Origin of the sequence: Vibrio sp. NH-UV-68 (assembly GCF_042940635.1) — a bacterium.
Taxonomy (GTDB): Bacteria; Pseudomonadota; Gammaproteobacteria; order Enterobacterales; family Vibrionaceae; genus Vibrio; species Vibrio pacinii.
Genome location: NZ_CP134976.1, coordinates 774,966 through 792,967, shown reverse-complemented (window position 1 = coordinate 792,967; position 18,002 = coordinate 774,966). Strand labels below are relative to the sequence as shown.

Here is an 18,002-nt window from a genome sequence, read left to right as displayed (position 1 = left end):
GTTTAGCTTGTCAATCACTTTATTGGGATTTAGTTTTGGCGTTTTTGACTGTTTCAATTGAATTAGGACTTTTCCTATACAATCCATTGATTTTAAAATATTATCATCTACTAACCACCTTTGGTTATAAAGACTTCCTAGTGCTCATCATTTTGTCAACGAATAACGGGCAGAAATAATTTAGTCACATTTACCTAGCAAAAGTATTTTTTGACCTGCTGCGGATTATTCAATGGGTACGCACAACCTTTGATTACGAGTTTCTTCTTTCTTCACTGTAATAACCCTTACAGCGAAACAATGAGTCAATCAGGGAGTATCGAGGATTGTAGCTCTTCAGCTAATCGCTCAAACACCCGGCGAACCCGCAAGTTTGTTCTAAGTTCTTCATGACATACAATCCAGAGTGGGATCTGCATCCTCGGAAAGAAGTCCTCGGGAGCCCGCATGAGTTTTGGCTCTTGTTTCGCTATGTCTTCAGGCAAATACATCAACCCTAAATGGTTTTTGCATAACTCGAGTTGAGCAGGTTGGAACTCAGTAGAAAGCTTGAAATTATCCTCAACAAGCCCCCAACCATGCTCTGCAAACTGTTCAATTACTCTGCTGTTGTTTCCAAAACCTATAATTTGCAGATCCTGGTAGTCTTCGATGGCCTGTACATTAACGAACGGTTGGAGGTACTCTCTGGTACGATATAAATAAATTCGCTCTTCTCCTAGCTTCTTTGCAATGAGACTCGGCTGGGTAGGTTGAAAACTTCGAATGGCAATATCGGCATCTCTACGTTTTAAATCACTCACATCGTTTGTAACGACCAGCTCTATGGATATATTTGGCTCTTCATGTCTCAACTTGCTAATAATCGGTGGCAACCTATACATGGCATTGTAGTGGCATAGTGAATTTGGTCACTTAGTTAGAGGTGATATCATCACCTCATAAGTTAACAGGTGACACTATGACAAAACGTACAAGACGACTATTTAGCGCAGAATTTAAGTTAGAAGCAGCGCAGTTAGTTCTAGACCAAAACTACTCAGTAACTGAAGCGGCCCAAGCCATGAATGTGGGGAAATCCACGATGGATAAATGGGTTCGCCAGCTTAGAGAAGAACGCCAAGGGAAAACACCGAAAGCTTCACCTATGACCTCTGAACAAATAGAAATTCGGGAATTAAAAAAGAAGCTGGCTCGTCTTGAAGAGCATAATGAAATATTAAAAAAAGCCACGGCTCTGTTGATGTCGGACTCACTGAACAATTCTTGATAATCAAGAAACTCAAGCAGAGCTACAGCGTAAAAACATTATGCGAAGTCTTTAATGTTCATCGAAGTAGTTATCACTATTGGCTTAAACGCCCAACGGTAATTAATGCTGAAACAGTAAAATTGTGCAGCTTGGTCAGTGAGGCTCATGCCGCAAGCAATGGCTCTGCGGGCGCGAGAACCATTGCAGATATAGTCACAAATCAGGGTGTAAAGCTGAGCCGATACCGAGCAACAAAGCTTATGAGAACGCTTGGTTTAGTGAGTTACCAAGAGCCAAAGCATCGCTACAGAAAGGCTTCACAAGAACATATTGAAGTTCCAAATCACTTAGGTCGTCAGTTTGCGGTTACCGCCCCAAATGAGGTTTGGGCTGGTGATGTTACGTATATTTGGACAGGTAATCGGTGGATGTATTTAGCAGTTGTTATCGATCTTTTTGCCCGAAAAGTGATTGGTTGGTCGATGTCTCTATCACCTGATTCTAAGCTAACAGGCAAAGCTCTTTCGATGGCTTATGAGTCTCGTGGTAAGCCTAAAGGTGTTATGTTCCATAGCGATCAAGGCAGTCATTATACTAGCCGTAAATACCGTCAATTGCTGTGGCGTTTTCAAATAAAACAGAGTTTATCTCGCCGAGGAAATTGTTGGGATAATGCGCCGATGGAGCGCTTCTTTAGAAGTCTGAAAACGGAATGGGTGCCAACTGTGGGTTATCGTAGCTTCACTGAGGCTCAACAAGAGGTTACCCGTTACATTATCGGATATTACTGCCAACTCAGACCACATCAGTATAACGGTGGTTTAACTCCCAATGAATCAGAACGATTATATTGGGAAAACTCTAAAACCGTGGCCAATTTTAGTTGACCACTACAACTGTAGACGTTTAGCCATGTCGCATCAATGGCTCGATACTGGATAGTTCATTCAATTTGGGTCTTGAAATCGACGTTAACCATTTTGACTCGCTTAGTAATGCATGAGTAATGAGGTCATGGCAATGGCAATGGCAGCTGAGTGAGCTTAAAAATAAAGTTGATGAATCTTTGCAAACCTCTCCACAGCATTGAAAACTCTCGCTTCACCATCAGATCTGTCGTAGTAGCTAAGTCATTTAAAAACGAGGCCTTCAACCTTGACTTTGCTTGACTTGTTTCCAAGACTGAATGACTTTCTCATCAATCCAAAATGTCAGTGAGCTACGATTGATTAAAGTTAGTTTATAGTAGGTACCGAAGGTCAATTAATTGACCTTCGGTACCTACTAAAGTAAAAGATGTATAAACAATTCTTACTTCATTTATGTACGAGCAATATTGACCTATGTCTGACTGAATTGCATAACCAGTCTTTGCAGACTTTCTAAATTTACAACCAAATCATGAGTTCTCTTAACCGAATGTGAAGAAAGTTCCTTGGTGGTTACAATAGCTTCATTCATACGTACTACATGCTCACTCATGCCTTTCGTTACTTCTACCTGCTCTTCGATAGCCAAAGAAGTACTCGCACTTTGTTCCGCTATAGACGATAGATCGCTAACAATCGCTTCAAATGATGCTTTGCTCTTTTGAGAGAGGGTAAGATTTTGACTTGACGCCTCCATTCCTTGTTCCATAACCTGGCGAGTTTCCACCACTGCCATGTGTAAGCTGTCAATTTTCAATCGTATGTCACTCACCGAAGAGCTCGTTTTTGTCGACAAAGCCCTAACCTCATCCGCAACCACCGCAAAACCTCTTCCATGCTCTCCCGCTCTCGCTGCTTCAATGGCAGCATTGAGAGCCAGCAAGTTCGTCTGTTCTGATATTTCTTGAATCATGCTTAGAATAAGCTCAATGCTTTGAACATCGTTATTTAGCTTATCAAGCAAAGCGCTCGACGAATGAATCTGATGACTCAGATCCCTAACAGATTCCACCGCCACATCAATAGTCTGCATGCCTTCCTGTGCGCTGCGACGTGCGTTATCAACAAACTCAACCGATTGTTTTGCGCTTTGGGACACTTCACCAATCGAACTCAACATTTCTTCTGAAGAAACCGCCATGGCGTCTGTCGCCACTTGTTGATCGTGAAGCTCCTTATCTATTGCCTGACTATTCATCAAGTCTTCGCTAGCAGACTGCAATATATTCTCTGTAGTATCAGTGGCTCTCGCGGTTGCGGCTCTGAGCTCCGCCTGTTTCATCATAAGTGCAAGCTCGATGCGCGACAGGTCATCGCAGTATCCGGTATAAGGCCTTTCCATTAGAGCATTGTCATAACAGTTTAGAGCTAAATCATTCAGCGAGTTCATACGCTTACGTAAAGAGAAAATAGCAATGACTTGTAAGGACCCAAACAGAAGTAGTCCGCCTAAAGCGAGTGAGGAAGGGATAACCTCAGAAAGTAGCAAAAGCAGCAGGGCACTTTGCAGACCGAAAAAAAATGTCAGCAAGTTTATCCATTTGATACGCTTTGAGCTTGAATTACCATTTTTTAAGTTGTGGTAAAGCGATTCCGCCCTTGATATCTGTTCATCGCTTGGTTGCGTTCTTACAGATTGGTATTCAAACACTTTGCCATTTTTGTCCATAATAGGCGTAACAAAAGCAGATACCCAGTAATGGCCTCTCTCCTTGCACCTATTTTTGACCAAACCCATCCAGCTCTCTCCAGACTGAATATAGCTCCACAACTGCCCAAATGCCGCTTTGGGCATATCAGCATGACGTATGACATTATGCGGCTTACCGAGCAACTCTTCCTCTTCATAACCAGCCACACGGCAAAAATCTTCATTACAGTAAGTAATGTGGCTATTCGGTGCAGTGGTCGAAATTAAGTTATCGTACTCTGAGTATTGTACTCGTTCGTCTTCCGTGGACATTGTGTCTGAATCCCTTAGTTATAGATAGATAAACTGAGCAGCTGCTCAATTTTAGAAGCATTCTATATCAACTCTGTCACTTGATATTGACAATTATCAATAACAAATCAGTACTATACAACTCGGCGGTTAACATTACATTTCCCATTATTTACTAGCAGAGGCACTGACACAAAAGCGCTAATTCTTATCCCCAAAAAAGATTTGCGGCAATAAAATGACAAGCCGAGTCATCCATTACGTCAACGTTATAGCATTGATTAAAAACGACATAACAATAACTAGTTATAGCTGTACGACATCTATTCGCTCAATTTCTTTACCCACATTGGTTTGATCAAATAATCCATCAATTTTTTCCATTTCAGTTAGCTGATAACGCAACTTTTCAGCTAACTGATTGAGTTCATTAGCAGATGACGATGTCTGCTCTGCAGATGCTGCTGTTGAATGAACAACTTGATCAATTTCGCTGACTCCTTGACTCACTTGAGAAAGACTTTCTACTTGCTCTTTGGAGGCACTATCTATCACTCGAATCGTTTCTGAATTAGTGTCAACATGATCAACTATCTGTTCGAGCGTTTGGACACATAACTGACAAATTTCCGTTGCTTTCTTAACGCTACTGACTGAGTGTTCTATGTGAGAGGCAGAATCACTCGCAGCGATATTACTTCTTTCTGCGAGCTGACGAACTTCGTCAGCGACCACCGCAAAGCCACGTCCTAACTCTCCTGCTCTGGCTGCCTCTATAGAAGCATTTAAAGCTAATAGGTTAGTTTGAGAGGCTATATCACCAATCACATCGATGATTTGGCTTATAGAACCACTGGATTGTTCGATAGTCTCCATGACCCTCATCAACCCTTCGATTTGACTAGAAATTTGCTGAGTTGCAGCTTCTACATCTGAAGACATCAACAAGGCGGCTTCAGCACGTTGCGCATTTCCGTTTGATTGCTCTAAGACCTTAGCAATTGATTGGTTAATCTCGGTTATCGACGCAGCTTGTTGTGTCGAACCCACCGTTAACGCATTACTCGCATCGCTCAAATTACTTGAGCCGAGAGTTAGGCTCTCACTCAATCCTTTAACTTGATAATATACATTTTGGAGTGCTACTTTATCTGAAATATCTTGAACAAGCTCAACATGGCCAACATGTTGTCCGTCGATGCCAGTAATGTATGAAGTGCTGACCTTGAAGTCTTTGCCCCATTGGTTAAAAAATGTTGTGGGGTTATTATTTCGCAAACAATGAACACCGCAATCTTCCGTCCCGCAAATGTTCGCCCCCCAGTTAGAGCAGTGTTTACCTAACACTTCTTCACGAGTCACTCCCAAAGGCCCTGTGGCTGCTTTATTTACAAATGTCCATTTCATATCCATATCAGTAACAGACAAGGGGTGCGGCACGGAGTCAATAATCTGTTCATACAGATGAAGTTGATGCATCAAACTCCTCAGATGTCTGAAACTAAGATAAGTCACAGCAATCACAGACAGGGACAATACGATTCCTAAAGGATGCAAAACGGCCCAATAAACACTCAGAACTAAACTCAGTGTCGTTAGACCGATTATCAAGTGGTTGCTTTTCATTGTATTTCCTTTCAATTCTTTGAGTTTAATAGTGGTATGTGTCTTACTAGCCGCATAACATAGACTTAATCGCGAATGATAATGTCTGCTTCATAATTAATAACCACTGATCGTTTGGTTCTATACAATTCGCAGGTCCACCCCATTACTTAACTTGACCGAGCTATCGCTCAGTTTATATAGCTCTTTCAATTCCATTAAAATAGAGTTAGCATTTCTAACCACATTTCTCCACGCAGACTCTCCAAGTAAAAGTACGATAAGCATCCCAAACAGCTCTCGACGCCTCCCCTGATTGATATGCTCTTGTATCTTGCTGACTAAGTTGGCGTCGCTCACACTCAAAGAGCCTGAATAGCCACAATGAATAAAACGAAACTCCGCAATGACCATGTGTTGCTACCTGCTCTCTATTTATACACGCATAATAAACTTCGATATTCCGATAACACTTCAGCTATCGAAGGATAGTCTGATATCAACTCTCCCAACTCATGCTCAATGGCACTCACCTCTGATTGAACGATATCAAGCATCGAACTCACTTCTTTATCATAGCGTGTCACTCGCTGTAAGTTGTACCTGAGCTTACGCAAATTGATTCTCAAATGAAGCTCAACTTTGTTGAACTGATGACTCACTTTTAACGCGTGATGGACATCATCCATACAAAACTCGCAGACTCCATGCTCAATCTGAAACGGAACCGTTTCTTGTACATCAACCGTTGATTCAAAAGTACATAACTTGCAGGTATAATTTAGCATTAGTATCCTCCCTAAACCTTAAACCAGCGAGCGCTTTTCCAACCACACTTCAGGCGAGCAAGGTTTGTAAAGACAATACCCCTGAAGGTACGGTACACCTACCCCGGTTAATGTCTTAAACATCGCCGAGGTCTCTACGCCTTCCGCAACCAGACTGATATTGTGTGTACGACCAAACTCACACAAGTGAGTGATGAGCTTTAGGCAGGCATCACGTCGCATCGCTTCGTGAATCAACGCTCTATCCAATTTAACCTGATACAACGGAAGCCTAAACAAGCTTGTAATCGCACTCATTCCTGCCCCAAAATCATCGATGGACAGCTTGAAGTCGTGGATATGCAGCTCATTAAGTGTTGTTGTAATGGTAGGGTCTTCATCAAGTAGGTAGGACTCGGTCACTTCGAGCACAATACGACTAGGGGAAACACCAAATCGAGCGACAATCTCACACACATCATCAACAAAGCTCGCCTTCAGTAATTGATGCGCCGACACATTGACATTGACTAAAGGTCTCGCATTGTGTGTGGAGTCAAACATCACCAAATATTGGCAGGCATACTCTAGAACTAACAAACCCAATGCATGTATATGTCCTAACCGCTCGGCGATGGGAATGAACTCTGCGGGTGAAATCGAACCCAACTCAGGGTGCTCCCACCGAGCTAACGCCTCAAAACTTATCAGGTTTCCTGTTGATGCTTCGACTATTGGCTGTAGTGCAATCGTGATTTGGTGTGTGTCAATGGCTACTTCTAATGCGTCTTGTATGGCAAAGTGTCGGTCAATGTCACGTTGTGACTCCCCCGTATAGGTGACCGGGGAGCAGACCAATCGCGTGTACTCAGAAAGATTAAAGATTTGTTCTAAAGGGTGGGTGGTATCCAAATCACTGACGGGGAGTGCTCCAAGACCGAGTCGACTGGTCAGCGTTGTACTGCACATTCGACCTTGATGAAACACCGCTTCGATTTGACTCATCAATGAACACGCCTTCTCATCATCCAGCTCTTGCTCCATCGTCACCACAAAGACATCTGCACTGATTCGATACAACCCGTACCTTAAGTTCAAGACGTCATCTAAGGTCGACACCAGAGTTGAGGAGAGCTGGCCTGTCGCATCATACCCCACTCGTCGTTGAAACTGCTGCAATTGGGTTAAGCAGCACACAAGAATCCAGCCGTTTTTATTCAACTTTGGCGCATTTTGTAAAAACTGGTGCCGATTCAACAGCCCCGTCTCGCTGTCATGGTTGGCCATGTGCGTGAGATACTGGTTCAAGAACACTTCTTCTGACACGTTTTTGTGAGAGCCGACCATGGCAAACCCACCTTGATACTCCACTCTCACCCCCGTGGCTTCTATCCATAGATAACGACCTGCCGTGTTTTTTACCCGGTAGCGGGTTTTGACACGTGTCGAGGTTTGCTCTTTTTGGTGTCCATCCACTTCTTGCGTTAATCGCTCTCGGTCTTCAGGATGAACAAGGGCCAGCCAATCATCCAACGTTGAATAATCTGCTGAGAGTGCGAACTGTTGGTAGAAGGAATGGTTGTAGAACTGAACGACATTGTCGTCACTCATGAACCACAAACCTTCACTTGCCGTGTCAAAAAGGCTGAGTAACGCTTGGGGTAAAGCCTGCTTGTCCATGTTATTTCCCTTTGATAAGAAGGAACGAACCTTCTTTGCTCCATGTCATCATGACAACAATTCAAGTCGCCCAAGGTGGGCATTGCTCAATATTGATAAATCCTTGGCTGACAGTTGTACATTGGCAAACCAAAAGGGTTTATGTTTTTCAATAAACACACCACTACTTTCTAATGCTTCATAGATAGAAAACGCATGACCTTGCGCCAGAGCGACACCTAATAAGCTGCGTTCGAGCACTGGCACCTGATTTAACTCTTCTTCCAAAGCGACTTTGAGAGGCTGCGTGGCCATCGTCCAGTGCAGCGTTTTGACAATATGTTTTGTCAACGGGATGGCTAAGGACGCCAATACATGAGGGAGCCGGCTGACATCGAGAGCGACATCCGCACACGCGTAATACTTATCTCGCGCATTCGACTCACGGTATTGTTGCATTTTGGTCATCAGTGCTTCTTCAAAAAAACGAGGGTATTGGTTGACCACCGAAAATGCGCCCAGTGATAACAAGACGCCCAGAAAAAGGCCTTGCTCAGGGGTACGCCACCCCGCGGCTCGAAGCCGCTGACAGGTGGCGTTGGCAGTAACCATCATATATTGCCAAAGCTTTGGAGCGATGTTTTTTGTCACGGGCTCTTGCCACTTTAAAAGAGGCTTACTCATCAATATGGGGAAAAGACGAACACAGTTATCCAGCCCTAAGGCGCCGATAGCGACTTTTGCATCTTGCAGGGGCATCGGACGACGCTTAATCCGCTCAAGAAACTTTGCATTCTCCATCAGAGACAATACTTCACTATTTAATGAGGCATCATTCGTCGTCAGCACAGACAGCTTACTCACACTTAAAGAAGGGGAGTATGCCGTAGATGCGAAATAGGCAAAGTCGGGAAAGCGACCAAATAGCTGAACCGGCGACATGCCTAACAGCTGCGTACTCATCAAGCTTTCGGTTTCGGCCAGTATGTCCTCCACTACACCGGCATGAATACGTTGCCTAGCCTCTTGCTGGCGTAACTTGTCTTTCACTCTATCGCGTTCACATTGAAGTAGCAGACGTTGATTGCGCGTCACTCTCTCACGCTCATCGTTTATGACACTCTCGCAATACCGTGCTTGCTCACTCAGTGAGGCATCGACATTACTCTGGTCTAGTACAAACTGACGATTCACTAGCCACTTGGCGTGCCTCATCCTGGTCGCTTGTGCCACCTTTTCTGCTATTGTGTTTGCTTCATCACTATAACGACGCCCGGTCACTATGGCCGCCGGGCCTTTAAGTGAGCAAGACCCGTTATATGACGATTTATTGATTGTCTGCATTATCAAGCGTCCACATCTCGCATCACGTTAAAGGGTCTTTTAGTTTTGATGATAAGCCAGCGCTTTCTTTCGCTCCTCGTAGCAAAGCGTTCATCAAATCTCTCGCATTGAACTTTGACAACGCTTCTTTAGCACCGACTTGCTTCGCACGCCCTTGGCTCATCTCACTGGACAAAGACGTGTGTAAAATGGTGTACAGTGCTCGAGTGTTGGGGTCATCGTTGACCGCAAACACCAACTCATACCCATCCATTTTCGGCATTTCTATGTCACTCACTAACACATGGAATGCAGAACGAGAGGCAGAGTTCTCCCTCAGCACAGACAAGGCTTCATCGGCACTTTCAAAGGTTTGATACGACACACCAAAACGGTCTAATAATTCCGAAATAAGCTTGCGAGCAATACTGGAGTCATCAACCACCATGACCGACACTTGTTGCAGGAGAGCGATTTCTTCTTGAGATAGTCTCACCCCTGCTTCGTCAATCTGTGCCGGAAAAATACCCACTAACACCTGCTCGATATCAAGCAACTGCACCAGTTGCTCCTCATAACGCGTCGTGCCCAATATAAAAGTTTCTTGTCCTAGCGTGTCTGGCAATGGTGTAACAGATTTCCAATCACAGGGCACGATATGCTCAACATTATGCACCATAAACGCCACCAGCATGCGCATGCAATCAGCCACAATCAGTGTTTGAGAGTCTCTCTCTTCAACCGGGACTCCTTGTCCTCCCATTACGGCGGACAAATCAACGATGGGCATACTCGTGCCACGAATGGTGACCGCACCCACTACGTATTGGTGGCAGGCTGGAAGCACCGTCGGTCTCTGATAAGGCACGATTTCTTTGATTTTAATCGTGCCAAGCGCAAACCGCGTAGAGCGTGCGTGTAAACGAAACATCAGCGCGCCTTGGGGCTGTTCTGATAAGATGGTCAAGATAACTTCATCCTTGATTGTAGTGATTGAGCGTTGACTCACCACTGCGCAGAGCCGAGCGCAAAAAGACAATCCCTTAGCTCTGCGTGGGGTCTCCAAAGGCCCTGCCTTAATTAGAACTTAAATTGATTGACTTGCTGCTCCAAACGCTCAGCATTACCTTTAAGTTGACTTGCTAACTCTCTATTTTCAGAGGAGCCTTTCTGCGTTTGTCCAGCTAACACATTGAGGTCTGAAACAGACTCATTAATTTGGGAAGCCACAACAGATTGCTCTTCTGCCGCTGTCGCGATTTGGCTATTCATATCTTGGATCTCTGACACTGAGGACTGTATCGTTTCAAGTGACGATGTCGCTTGCTTAGAAAAAGCTAAGATATCGTTCGACTCTTTCTCGTTCTTTTGCATCACTTCAACCGAGCGAGCGGCTTCCTCTTGCAACTTGCTAATCAATTCCTGAATCTGAGCGGTACTGGTTTGAGTTCGACTGGCTAAATTACGCACCTCATCCGCCACAACGGCGAAACCTCGACCTTGCTCTCCTGCTCTCGCGGCTTCAATCGCGGCATTTAAAGCAAGTAAGTTGGTTTGCTCAGCAATATCTTCTATCACGTCCACTATTTGACCGACACTTTGAGATTCACTATTAACCGCCGAAATTGCTTGTTGTGCGGATGCAATCCCGCGGGTTAAAGCATCAATCCCTTTATCGACTTCTAACACCAAATTCATGCCTTCACTTGCGTTCAAGTAAGCTTGCTCTGCCGCTTGAGAAGCGTTGCCGGCACTTCTCGCCACTTCATCAACGGTAGAAGACATTTCGTTCATTGCTGTGGCTGTCTGCTCAAGGTTTTGCATTTGGTCATTTGCATTCAAACTGACACTGGAAGCCGTAGCGTCAACTTGCCCAGAGATATTACCCACTTGCTGCGACACATCTTTTACCTCTTGAAGCATCACTTTTAACTTATTGGCCATGCCAATTGCCGAGGCATAAATGCCCGTCTCACCGCCGGTGAGCTGTCCTACATTCAAATGACCACTCGCTACCTGTCCCATCAGTGCAGTGATGTTCTGTGGTTCACCGCCTAAGGGTTCGTACACAAACTTTTTCAGGCAGTGATAAAGTATGACGAGGGCCGTGAGGATAAGCACTAGTGAAATCATTAGGCTGGTCATCAAATTGCTTTCAGAAGCGTCGGTAATGTTTTCCCACGGCTCCCATCCCCATACAGTCCAACCATTGCTGCTCAATTTCTGTGATGCCACGTAATACTCACGGTTGTTAAACTGGTAAGAGTGGGAGCTTGATGATTCATTACGAAATGCAGCATAACTTGGACGCTCTTGATACAGGTCTTTCCCTAACAACTCCGGATGTTTTGCAGCTAAAATGTAGCCATCTTCACGCGCCACCCAAACTTGGTTCTCTGGAGTTAAACGCGAGATGAAGGACGTCAATGTGTTCACTTTTATGTTGGTGACTAACGCTGCCACCACTCGGCCGTCTCTATTGACAGGGACGGCGACCGCCATCACCGCATCCCCTTCTGCGCTCTGATAGGGTGCGGTCACAACGCGCCCCTCCCCGGAAAAGACTCGGACAAACCACTCACGTCGTTTTTCTTTCGCGTTAAAGTTGGGTACCAATCCTTTGGTCGATGTGGAGAATGTTGAACCATCTGCAAGGGCCACATAAGCATTAATAACGTTATTGTGCTCTACGATTGAGTTCAGTTGCCCCATTAGAGAGCCTAAATCAAAAATCCCTTCACTCGATATTGAGATAACGCTCGAGACCGTCTTCAGCACATCAAAGTTTCGTTCGATTCGCTGCTCTAGCGCTCGTCCTATAAGCAAGCTTTCTCTTTCTAAGCGTTCTTGATAGTTCTTCGTGGACTCGGCTTTAAAAGAGAAGTAACCCCAACCACTAATCGCAGTGACAACCGCCAAAAATATCACCCCAAAAATCAATAATAATTTCTTATTTAGCCCCATAACCCCTCCGTGAAAGCGCTTTCTTTAGGGATATTCCTACATTTAGTTTATTTTTTCAATGAATAGTCGATCGGCATCTCATTAAAAATTCAAATGCTCTAATGAGACAATGATTCAAAAATCGATCAAATGAAGCCAAGAAAACTAATGACAATAAGAACAATAGTATTAATAAAAGTGATATTACGGTTGACAAAAAGTCCAAGAAATCTTGCAAATCGTTCGGCTCACGTAGGAAAATTAGATAAATTTAACGGTTAGGGGATCAGGTAAGACTGATATCTTCCGTTCTATTTACAACTGGTAGCTTTCCGCTAGCTTCCACTTCTGTTCATATCTAAGGCGCAACTCTTCCTGAGTGGCTCCTTCATTCTGATAAAATAGAGCACCGTAACTTTCAAGCAGTGGAAAATGATGATTGAGAATCTCTTGAACGACATCAATTCGCTTGAGTGTTAAGGCTGTGCAACTTTTGCCTTCCAGATCGTCCTCAATATCAAGCACATGAGAGCGGAACATGGTTGTTAAGAAACACCGCTCAAGTACTGATTGGTTAGAAATGGCCTCGCTGAACTCTCTCTGGATACAACGATAGTATTCGATGATATAAGACTCGCCACCGTTCCCCTCAAGCCAAGTTATTTTATCCTCTATGGCTTTTAGTGCGGTCATTTTGACCTCTCTAAACAAAATGAGGGCCTTATCCTGGGTATACTCCTTCTCGAGTAACCATCCAGATAAGAAACGCGTCTCAAACCTTTCACAGAAGTTAAATAGCGGATCGTTCGTTCCGTTACTATTAAACGCCCGTCTAGGGTCAAACTCATACATGTAACCAAAATCGAACAATTTAAGTTGTTGATGATAGTCAACTAACAAATTGCCAGAGCATAAGTCCCACTCGAACAATCCGTTTTGTTCACACATCATCAAAGTCGAAAACAGTTGCTGGAGTATTTCAGTCGTTAGGTTTTGGATTGGCGCACCTTCTATCCATTCAGATAAGATGATCCCTAATCGATAGTCGGCATAAACGGTATTCACAATTCCATCAAGAGACCGACCAGTACGACGCTCTGCTTTTAACTTCTGAAAGTCCTGACGCCGCTGAACCTCATTAAGAAAAGAAAATTGACCATCTAAGTTTTGCACCTTTGCACTTTGACGCTTCTTCTTTAGAGTAAAGTCCTTATTGTCAAAACGAACTCTATAGACTTCCGCTGTCAAACCGCTATCAAAAGCCTCGATAACATAAGGGGAATCAGCTGTCGTTTGTGCTAAATGTTCAGGTTCAATGGGACAGTCAATGACTCTTCCCACAATAAGATTCTGACCACTTTCTTCAAATAACTGTTGCTTTACGTGACGAGCATTCATTTTCTTTTCCTTCATATCCTAGAGTGTTGAAGCCTACCAAATAGAATTCATTCGTCTTCATCTGTGCGACAGAAAATTGAGGTGTAGGAAACCGGAGTAGACGATAGACTATCCGATGAGTAGTTTGAGACCTTCGTGGCTGTCTCTAAACCCTAAGCGTTGATAAAACGCGATAGCGTCAGGACGAGATTTATCACTGGTTAACTGGACCATAATGCAGTTTGATGCCTTCGCGAGATCGAGCGCATAGTGAATCAGTGCGGTTCCAACTCCCAGCCCTCTTACTGTCGCTTTCACTCTGACGCCTTCAATCAAGCATCGCCATCCTCCCTTATGGGTCAAATAAGGAATGAACGTCAATTGGCACATTCCAACAACCTCATTGTCAAGTTCCGCGACAATCAGTTGATTTTGCGCATTACTCAATATAGCTTGAAACGCTTGCTGATATCGTTCATCTAGAGGTTGGGTCGTATCCTCTCTATCACGACCCAACGGATCGTCAGCGAGCAAGTGCACTAAGCACGTCAGATCTTCTTGCTGAGCGTTACGAAATCGAACCATAGCTATCTCCCTATTGCGCTTACTTATCACTAAACATTATTTTCCTTAACATCCAATGGTCTTGGACATTCCCAAGTCCGTCACACTTCCTCGCCTGGGACTGAGTATTTATGATAAATCCGTTCATTACGCATCGACTTCTAACGTAATCGTGATACATCATACTCAACCGCTCCATCTCCACTTGACTGAAAGTCCGTTTTTTATAACGTTTCGTTCAGGAATAGCGACATTGTCGTTGGAACTAGTCATCTCCATGAGGTCACAAGGCTTTTCATCAAGACGACATATGTACAAAGGTTTCATTTCGAGTGATTAAAACCTCAACCCCATGTATCGTCCCCTTTCTCAAATTTTGAACTTTATGCAAACAAATACGAACTTAATGTCATTCCACTAAAGGCACTCTCAGGACATGATGAACAACACGTCATAATCCCACGAGGAGATCCATCATGAACAATCCATCTACCCCCATTGTCATCATCGGAAAAAATGCAAAAACCGGTGTTCGTGTCAACAAAAGACTCATTGAACTTGGCTTTGAGACTCGCCCAGTCTCCCGCAGCACCTCAACTTGCTTTGACTGGGAAAATAGAGCAACTTGGCCTGGCGCCTTAAAAGGCGCAAAATCAGCGTACGTGACTTATCAGCCCGACCTTGCCGTACCCAATGCAGAAAGTGATATCCGCGCATTTATCGAAGTGGCGAAAGCCGAGGGCGTTGAGCATGTTGTCTTGCTTTCAGGGCGAGGTGAAGACAGGGCTGAAAGAGCGGAGCAAGTTCTTATCAACAGTGGCCTAGAATGGAATGTGGTTCGCGCTTCTTGGTTTGCACAAAACTTTAGCGAAAGCTTTATGGCTGATGGCATCTTGAACGGCCACTTAATATTACCTGCTGGAAACACACCAGAGCCCTTCATTGACACGGATGACATTGCAGAAGTAGCGGTGGCCACTCTGGTTGACCCAAGCAAACGCAACCGCCTGTATGAGGTGACCGGTCCTGAGTTACTGACCTTTCAGGACTGCGTTGATGAGATTTCCAAACAGCTCAACAAAGAGATTAAATTTACCTCGGTCAGTATCGATGACTATTTAAACATCCTCAAAGAGCAAAACGTACCAGAAGATTACCAATGGCTTCTTAATGAGCTCTTCACTGTTGTCTTTGACGGGCGTAACTCAAACCTTGCGTATGGTGTCGAGGAAGCCACTGGCACCAAGCCGACAAAGTTCTCAGACTATGTCACCAAAACCATTGAAGGAGGTTACTGGGGATAGAGCATTCAGGACGGGAGATTCAACCATCACCATTGGGCAGCCCGAGTTTACATCGGGTTGCCCGCCGTTCCCTAGATAAAACGGTAAACAGTGTTATCCAGTTTTCTTAGAATAAGATGGTGACACTCCATACTTACTCTTATATGCACGGCTGAACGCGGCTTCAGATTGATAGCCAACATCGAGTGCAATATTGAGAATATGCTCATTGCCATGCAACAAGCGCTCTCGCGCTAACGATAAGCGCCAATGTGTAATGTACTTCTTAGGCGTCTGACCCACGATTTTCTTAAAATAATCAATGAAGCTGGTACGAGACATACCAGATAACTCAGCTAAAGACTCAATATCGATATGCGCAGAGGGGTCTCCATGTATTTTTTTCATCGCACGAGAAAGACGCTTATCTGTATGTGCCAGTAGCCAAGTTTGATGCTCATCAGAGAGTTCATTCACCCAAGCACGAATACATTGAAGGATTAATACATCCGCCAACTTAGAGACAATAAGTCCTGCGCCATAATCCTCATTTTCAGTTTCTCTGTGTATCGATTGGACCACACTTTCGATGGTTTGGTGCGCTGGGGATTGTGACGGCACCAAAATATAGTCTGGCATTGATTGAATGATGGATGTCGTCACCTCGTTATCAAACAAGACCGTGCCGCACAGAGTCGTCGTCAACGCACCTTCACCAGCCGTAGTTAAACGCTCATAGTGTTCGGTGATTTTTTCGATATCATTGTCAAACAGGTCATTGGCTGGTGTGTTATTGACGTCAACGATATCATGACCGGTACCTCGTGGTAGCAAAATAAAGTCACCAGGCCCCAGTTTTACGCGTGTCCCATACGCTGAAACTGACGCTTCGCCCTCTAGCACCAAGTGAAACATTGTACTAGAGGGAATAGCAGGGATCTTCACCCCCCAAGGTTGCTTCAACGTTGAGTAAGTATAAAAAACGCTACTCATTTTCAGTTGACTGAGCGGAGAGCTGACTTCCTCATCCTGGCGCCTGTTTTGTTCAAACTTCGCCATGGCTTGTGTTCTTCTATCGTCCATCAATATGTACTTCCTGCAAACGTTCAGCGACTTTCTGTCAATTAAATCATCGCCCAATTTGGTCTAATAAACAACGTTCACTGCCTGCCGCAGTTTTGTGGCTCTAGTCAGTAAATCCAATGATGTCATAAAATCCAGAAGGAGATTGCACCATGATTGTATCTATGTTTGAACGTATTGTTTTAGGGATAGCCGGGGTGACCGCCTTTACTATCGGCGGGTTTATTGCGTTAGAGCCACATACTTTTTACTTAAGCTATGGTATTGCGCTCGCGGATGACCCAAGCCTACTCAGTGAGCTACGAGGACCGGGGACAAATCTCGCTGTATTGGGCGCAGTAATGCTAGCTGGCCTCTTTTATCATCCCTTATCTAAGACCTCCATCATTGCTGCAAAAATCGTTTTTTTCGCTTTTCCTGTGGGTAGAGTAATAGGAATACTTACCGATGGTATGCCGTCTGAGGCTATTTTGGCCGCGCTAGCGGTAGAAATTGCGATTGCGGTTTTACTCTTCGTCGCCTTTAGAAAGACGAAAGCGTTCACATAACGTGTTTTTCTCGCTCAATATCAACCATGTTCAAATTTTCAGTGACTCATCGAAAGGACCCATATCATGAACTTTAATAAAGTGCTCATCGTGTACGACTCGGGATTTGGCTCAACCGAAGACATTGCGCGCTCAATGGCAACCGAGCTTTCTCGATTAGGTCTGCAGGTTGAGTGCCAAAATGCTGAAAATGCGCGTGCACCTCTAGATGGTGAAGCGGTGATAGTGGGAAGTCCCATCCGTTATGACAAGTGGTTACCCACCGTCAGACAGTATGTGACTCGCCATCAAACGATACTCAGAAAGATTCCTGTTGCGTATTTTTATACTTGTCTTTCTCTTGTGCAAGGCACATCAAACCCAATTGATGACAAGCAAGTCTACGATGACACACTGCTTAGCATGAACACCCAAGTTAAACCAATTATGGTTGCAGGTTTTCCTGGTACATTAAAGCTAAAGGTAATGCCTTGGTACTTTCGTTTTCCCCTCAAGTGGATCGCGAAAAGCAACGGCGTGAGTGAAGGGGATTATAGAGATTGGGCAATGATAAAACGCTGGACTCACCACTTTGTCCATACGTTAGCCGCTCCGTAACATAACATACTCTAGGTGCTGTAGGCATATGTTATCAACAATAACACCAATAGCATCAACCGCGGCTTGCTGAGGGCAGTACACAAACCGTGATTGATGCATTGTTTCTATGTCTTCAAACTGATGTTTT

15 protein-coding genes and 1 pseudogene are annotated in these 18,002 nt (G+C 44.4%); 4 read left to right on the top strand and 12 right to left on the bottom strand.

All coding sequences use genetic code 11. The features are described 5' to 3' along the window. Positions 1–305 precede the first annotated feature (305 nt). On the bottom strand, positions 306–854 hold the full coding sequence (locus tag ViNHUV68_RS17935; RefSeq protein WP_391090424.1) for a LysR substrate-binding domain-containing protein: 549 nt from the start codon (positions 852–854) through the stop codon (positions 306–308). A gap of 107 nt (positions 855–961) precedes the next feature. Here ViNHUV68_RS17935 and ViNHUV68_RS17930 point away from each other — a divergent pair. Beyond that, positions 962–2,139, top strand: a protein-coding gene (locus ViNHUV68_RS17930) for an IS3 family transposase (protein ID WP_391090422.1) whose coding sequence is annotated in 2 segments (ribosomal slippage) — positions 962–1,220 and positions 1,220–2,139 — 1,179 coding nt in all. Because the reading frame shifts where the segments join, the coding sequence is not laid out codon by codon here. A 59-nt stretch (positions 2,140–2,198) separates the two neighbouring features. Here the strand turns inward: ViNHUV68_RS17930 and ViNHUV68_RS17925 are convergent. From ViNHUV68_RS17925 to ViNHUV68_RS17880, 10 genes and pseudogenes are all read right to left on the bottom strand, one after another. Continuing rightward, positions 2,199–2,515 (bottom strand): annotated as a pseudogene (locus tag ViNHUV68_RS17925) (transposase); the annotation flags it as partial. A 78-nt stretch (positions 2,516–2,593) separates the two neighbouring features. Next, positions 2,594–4,144 (bottom strand): methyl-accepting chemotaxis protein, encoded by a 1,551-nt coding sequence (locus ViNHUV68_RS17920; protein WP_391090420.1) that lies wholly within the window; start codon positions 4,142–4,144, stop codon positions 2,594–2,596. A 285-nt stretch (positions 4,145–4,429) separates the two neighbouring features. After that, positions 4,430–5,602: a methyl-accepting chemotaxis protein gene (locus ViNHUV68_RS17915; RefSeq protein WP_391090418.1), complete on the bottom strand. Its 1,173-nt coding sequence runs from the start codon at positions 5,600–5,602 to the stop codon at positions 4,430–4,432. A gap of 557 nt (positions 5,603–6,159) precedes the next feature. After that, positions 6,160–6,516 (bottom strand): hypothetical protein, encoded by a 357-nt coding sequence (locus tag ViNHUV68_RS17910; RefSeq protein WP_391090416.1) that lies wholly within the window; start codon positions 6,514–6,516, stop codon positions 6,160–6,162. A gap of 18 nt (positions 6,517–6,534) precedes the next feature. Then, positions 6,535–8,175 carry an EAL domain-containing protein gene (locus ViNHUV68_RS17905; protein WP_391090414.1) on the bottom strand — a complete coding sequence of 547 codons (1,641 nt, stop codon included), beginning with the start codon at positions 8,173–8,175 and terminating at the stop codon, positions 6,535–6,537. Between the two features lie 48 nt (positions 8,176–8,223). Beyond that, positions 8,224–9,498 (bottom strand): hypothetical protein, encoded by a 1,275-nt coding sequence (locus tag ViNHUV68_RS17900; RefSeq protein WP_391090412.1) that lies wholly within the window; start codon positions 9,496–9,498, stop codon positions 8,224–8,226. Between the two features lie 22 nt (positions 9,499–9,520). Then, on the bottom strand, positions 9,521–10,408 hold the full coding sequence (locus ViNHUV68_RS17895) for a chemotaxis protein CheW (protein ID WP_391090410.1): 888 nt from the start codon (positions 10,406–10,408) through the stop codon (positions 9,521–9,523). A 149-nt stretch (positions 10,409–10,557) separates the two neighbouring features. Then, entirely contained in the window at positions 10,558–12,441 is a 1,884-nt protein-coding gene (locus ViNHUV68_RS17890; RefSeq protein WP_391090408.1) for a methyl-accepting chemotaxis protein, read from the bottom strand. 294 nt (positions 12,442–12,735) lie between these two features. Beyond that, entirely contained in the window at positions 12,736–13,818 is a 1,083-nt protein-coding gene (locus ViNHUV68_RS17885) for an AarF/UbiB family protein (RefSeq protein ID WP_391091864.1), read from the bottom strand. 108 nt (positions 13,819–13,926) lie between these two features. Continuing rightward, positions 13,927–14,382 carry a GNAT family N-acetyltransferase gene (locus ViNHUV68_RS17880; protein ID WP_391090406.1) on the bottom strand — a complete coding sequence of 152 codons (456 nt, stop codon included), beginning with the start codon at positions 14,380–14,382 and terminating at the stop codon, positions 13,927–13,929. Between the two features lie 455 nt (positions 14,383–14,837). On the opposite strand from ViNHUV68_RS17880, the gene ViNHUV68_RS17875 reads away from it, so the two are divergent. Further along, positions 14,838–15,665 carry an NmrA family NAD(P)-binding protein gene (locus tag ViNHUV68_RS17875; RefSeq protein WP_391090404.1) on the top strand — a complete coding sequence of 276 codons (828 nt, stop codon included), beginning with the start codon at positions 14,838–14,840 and terminating at the stop codon, positions 15,663–15,665. A gap of 93 nt (positions 15,666–15,758) precedes the next feature. On the opposite strand, the gene ViNHUV68_RS17870 is transcribed toward ViNHUV68_RS17875, so the two are convergent. Further along, a complete protein-coding gene (locus ViNHUV68_RS17870) occupies positions 15,759–16,727 on the bottom strand; it encodes a cupin domain-containing protein (RefSeq protein WP_391090402.1) in 969 nt (322 codons plus the stop codon). Positions 16,728–16,879: 152 nt separating this feature from the next. Between ViNHUV68_RS17870 and ViNHUV68_RS17865 the strand changes: the two genes are divergently transcribed. Both ViNHUV68_RS17865 and ViNHUV68_RS17860 read left to right on the top strand, forming a co-directional pair. Then, on the top strand, positions 16,880–17,275 hold the full coding sequence (locus tag ViNHUV68_RS17865; RefSeq protein WP_061900705.1) for a DUF4345 domain-containing protein: 396 nt from the start codon (positions 16,880–16,882) through the stop codon (positions 17,273–17,275). Positions 17,276–17,341: 66 nt separating this feature from the next. Next, positions 17,342–17,872, top strand: coding sequence for a flavodoxin domain-containing protein (locus tag ViNHUV68_RS17860; RefSeq protein WP_391090400.1), 531 nt, complete (start codon positions 17,342–17,344; stop codon positions 17,870–17,872). Positions 17,873–18,002 lie beyond the last annotated feature (130 nt).

Excerpts from the sequence above, each read along its gene's own strand:
- ViNHUV68_RS17890 (WP_391090408.1), bottom strand. The coding sequence starts at position 12,441 with ATGGGGCTAAATAAGAAATTATTATTGATTTTTGGGGTGATATTTTTG.
- ViNHUV68_RS17920 (WP_391090420.1), bottom strand. The coding sequence starts at position 4,144 with ATGTCCACGGAAGACGAACGAGTACAATACTCAGAGTACGATAACTTA.
- ViNHUV68_RS17865 (WP_061900705.1), top strand. The coding sequence starts at position 16,880 with ATGATTGTATCTATGTTTGAACGTATTGTTTTAGGGATAGCCGGGGTG.
- ViNHUV68_RS17905 (WP_391090414.1), bottom strand. The coding sequence starts at position 8,175 with ATGGACAAGCAGGCTTTACCCCAAGCGTTACTCAGCCTTTTTGACACG.
- ViNHUV68_RS17895 (WP_391090410.1), bottom strand. The coding sequence starts at position 10,408 with ATGTTTCGTTTACACGCACGCTCTACGCGGTTTGCGCTTGGCACGATT.
- ViNHUV68_RS17900 (WP_391090412.1), bottom strand. The coding sequence starts at position 9,498 with ATGCAGACAATCAATAAATCGTCATATAACGGGTCTTGCTCACTTAAA.
- ViNHUV68_RS17875 (WP_391090404.1), top strand. The coding sequence starts at position 14,838 with ATGAACAATCCATCTACCCCCATTGTCATCATCGGAAAAAATGCAAAA.
- ViNHUV68_RS17860 (WP_391090400.1), top strand. The coding sequence starts at position 17,342 with ATGAACTTTAATAAAGTGCTCATCGTGTACGACTCGGGATTTGGCTCA.
- ViNHUV68_RS17885 (WP_391091864.1), bottom strand. The coding sequence starts at position 13,818 with ATGAATGCTCGTCACGTAAAGCAACAGTTATTTGAAGAAAGTGGTCAG.
- ViNHUV68_RS17915 (WP_391090418.1), bottom strand. The coding sequence starts at position 5,602 with ATGCATCAACTTCATCTGTATGAACAGATTATTGACTCCGTGCCGCAC.
- ViNHUV68_RS17880 (WP_391090406.1), bottom strand. The coding sequence starts at position 14,382 with ATGGTTCGATTTCGTAACGCTCAGCAAGAAGATCTGACGTGCTTAGTG.
- ViNHUV68_RS17870 (WP_391090402.1), bottom strand. The coding sequence starts at position 16,727 with ATGGACGATAGAAGAACACAAGCCATGGCGAAGTTTGAACAAAACAGG.
- ViNHUV68_RS17910 (WP_391090416.1), bottom strand. The coding sequence starts at position 6,516 with ATGCTAAATTATACCTGCAAGTTATGTACTTTTGAATCAACGGTTGAT.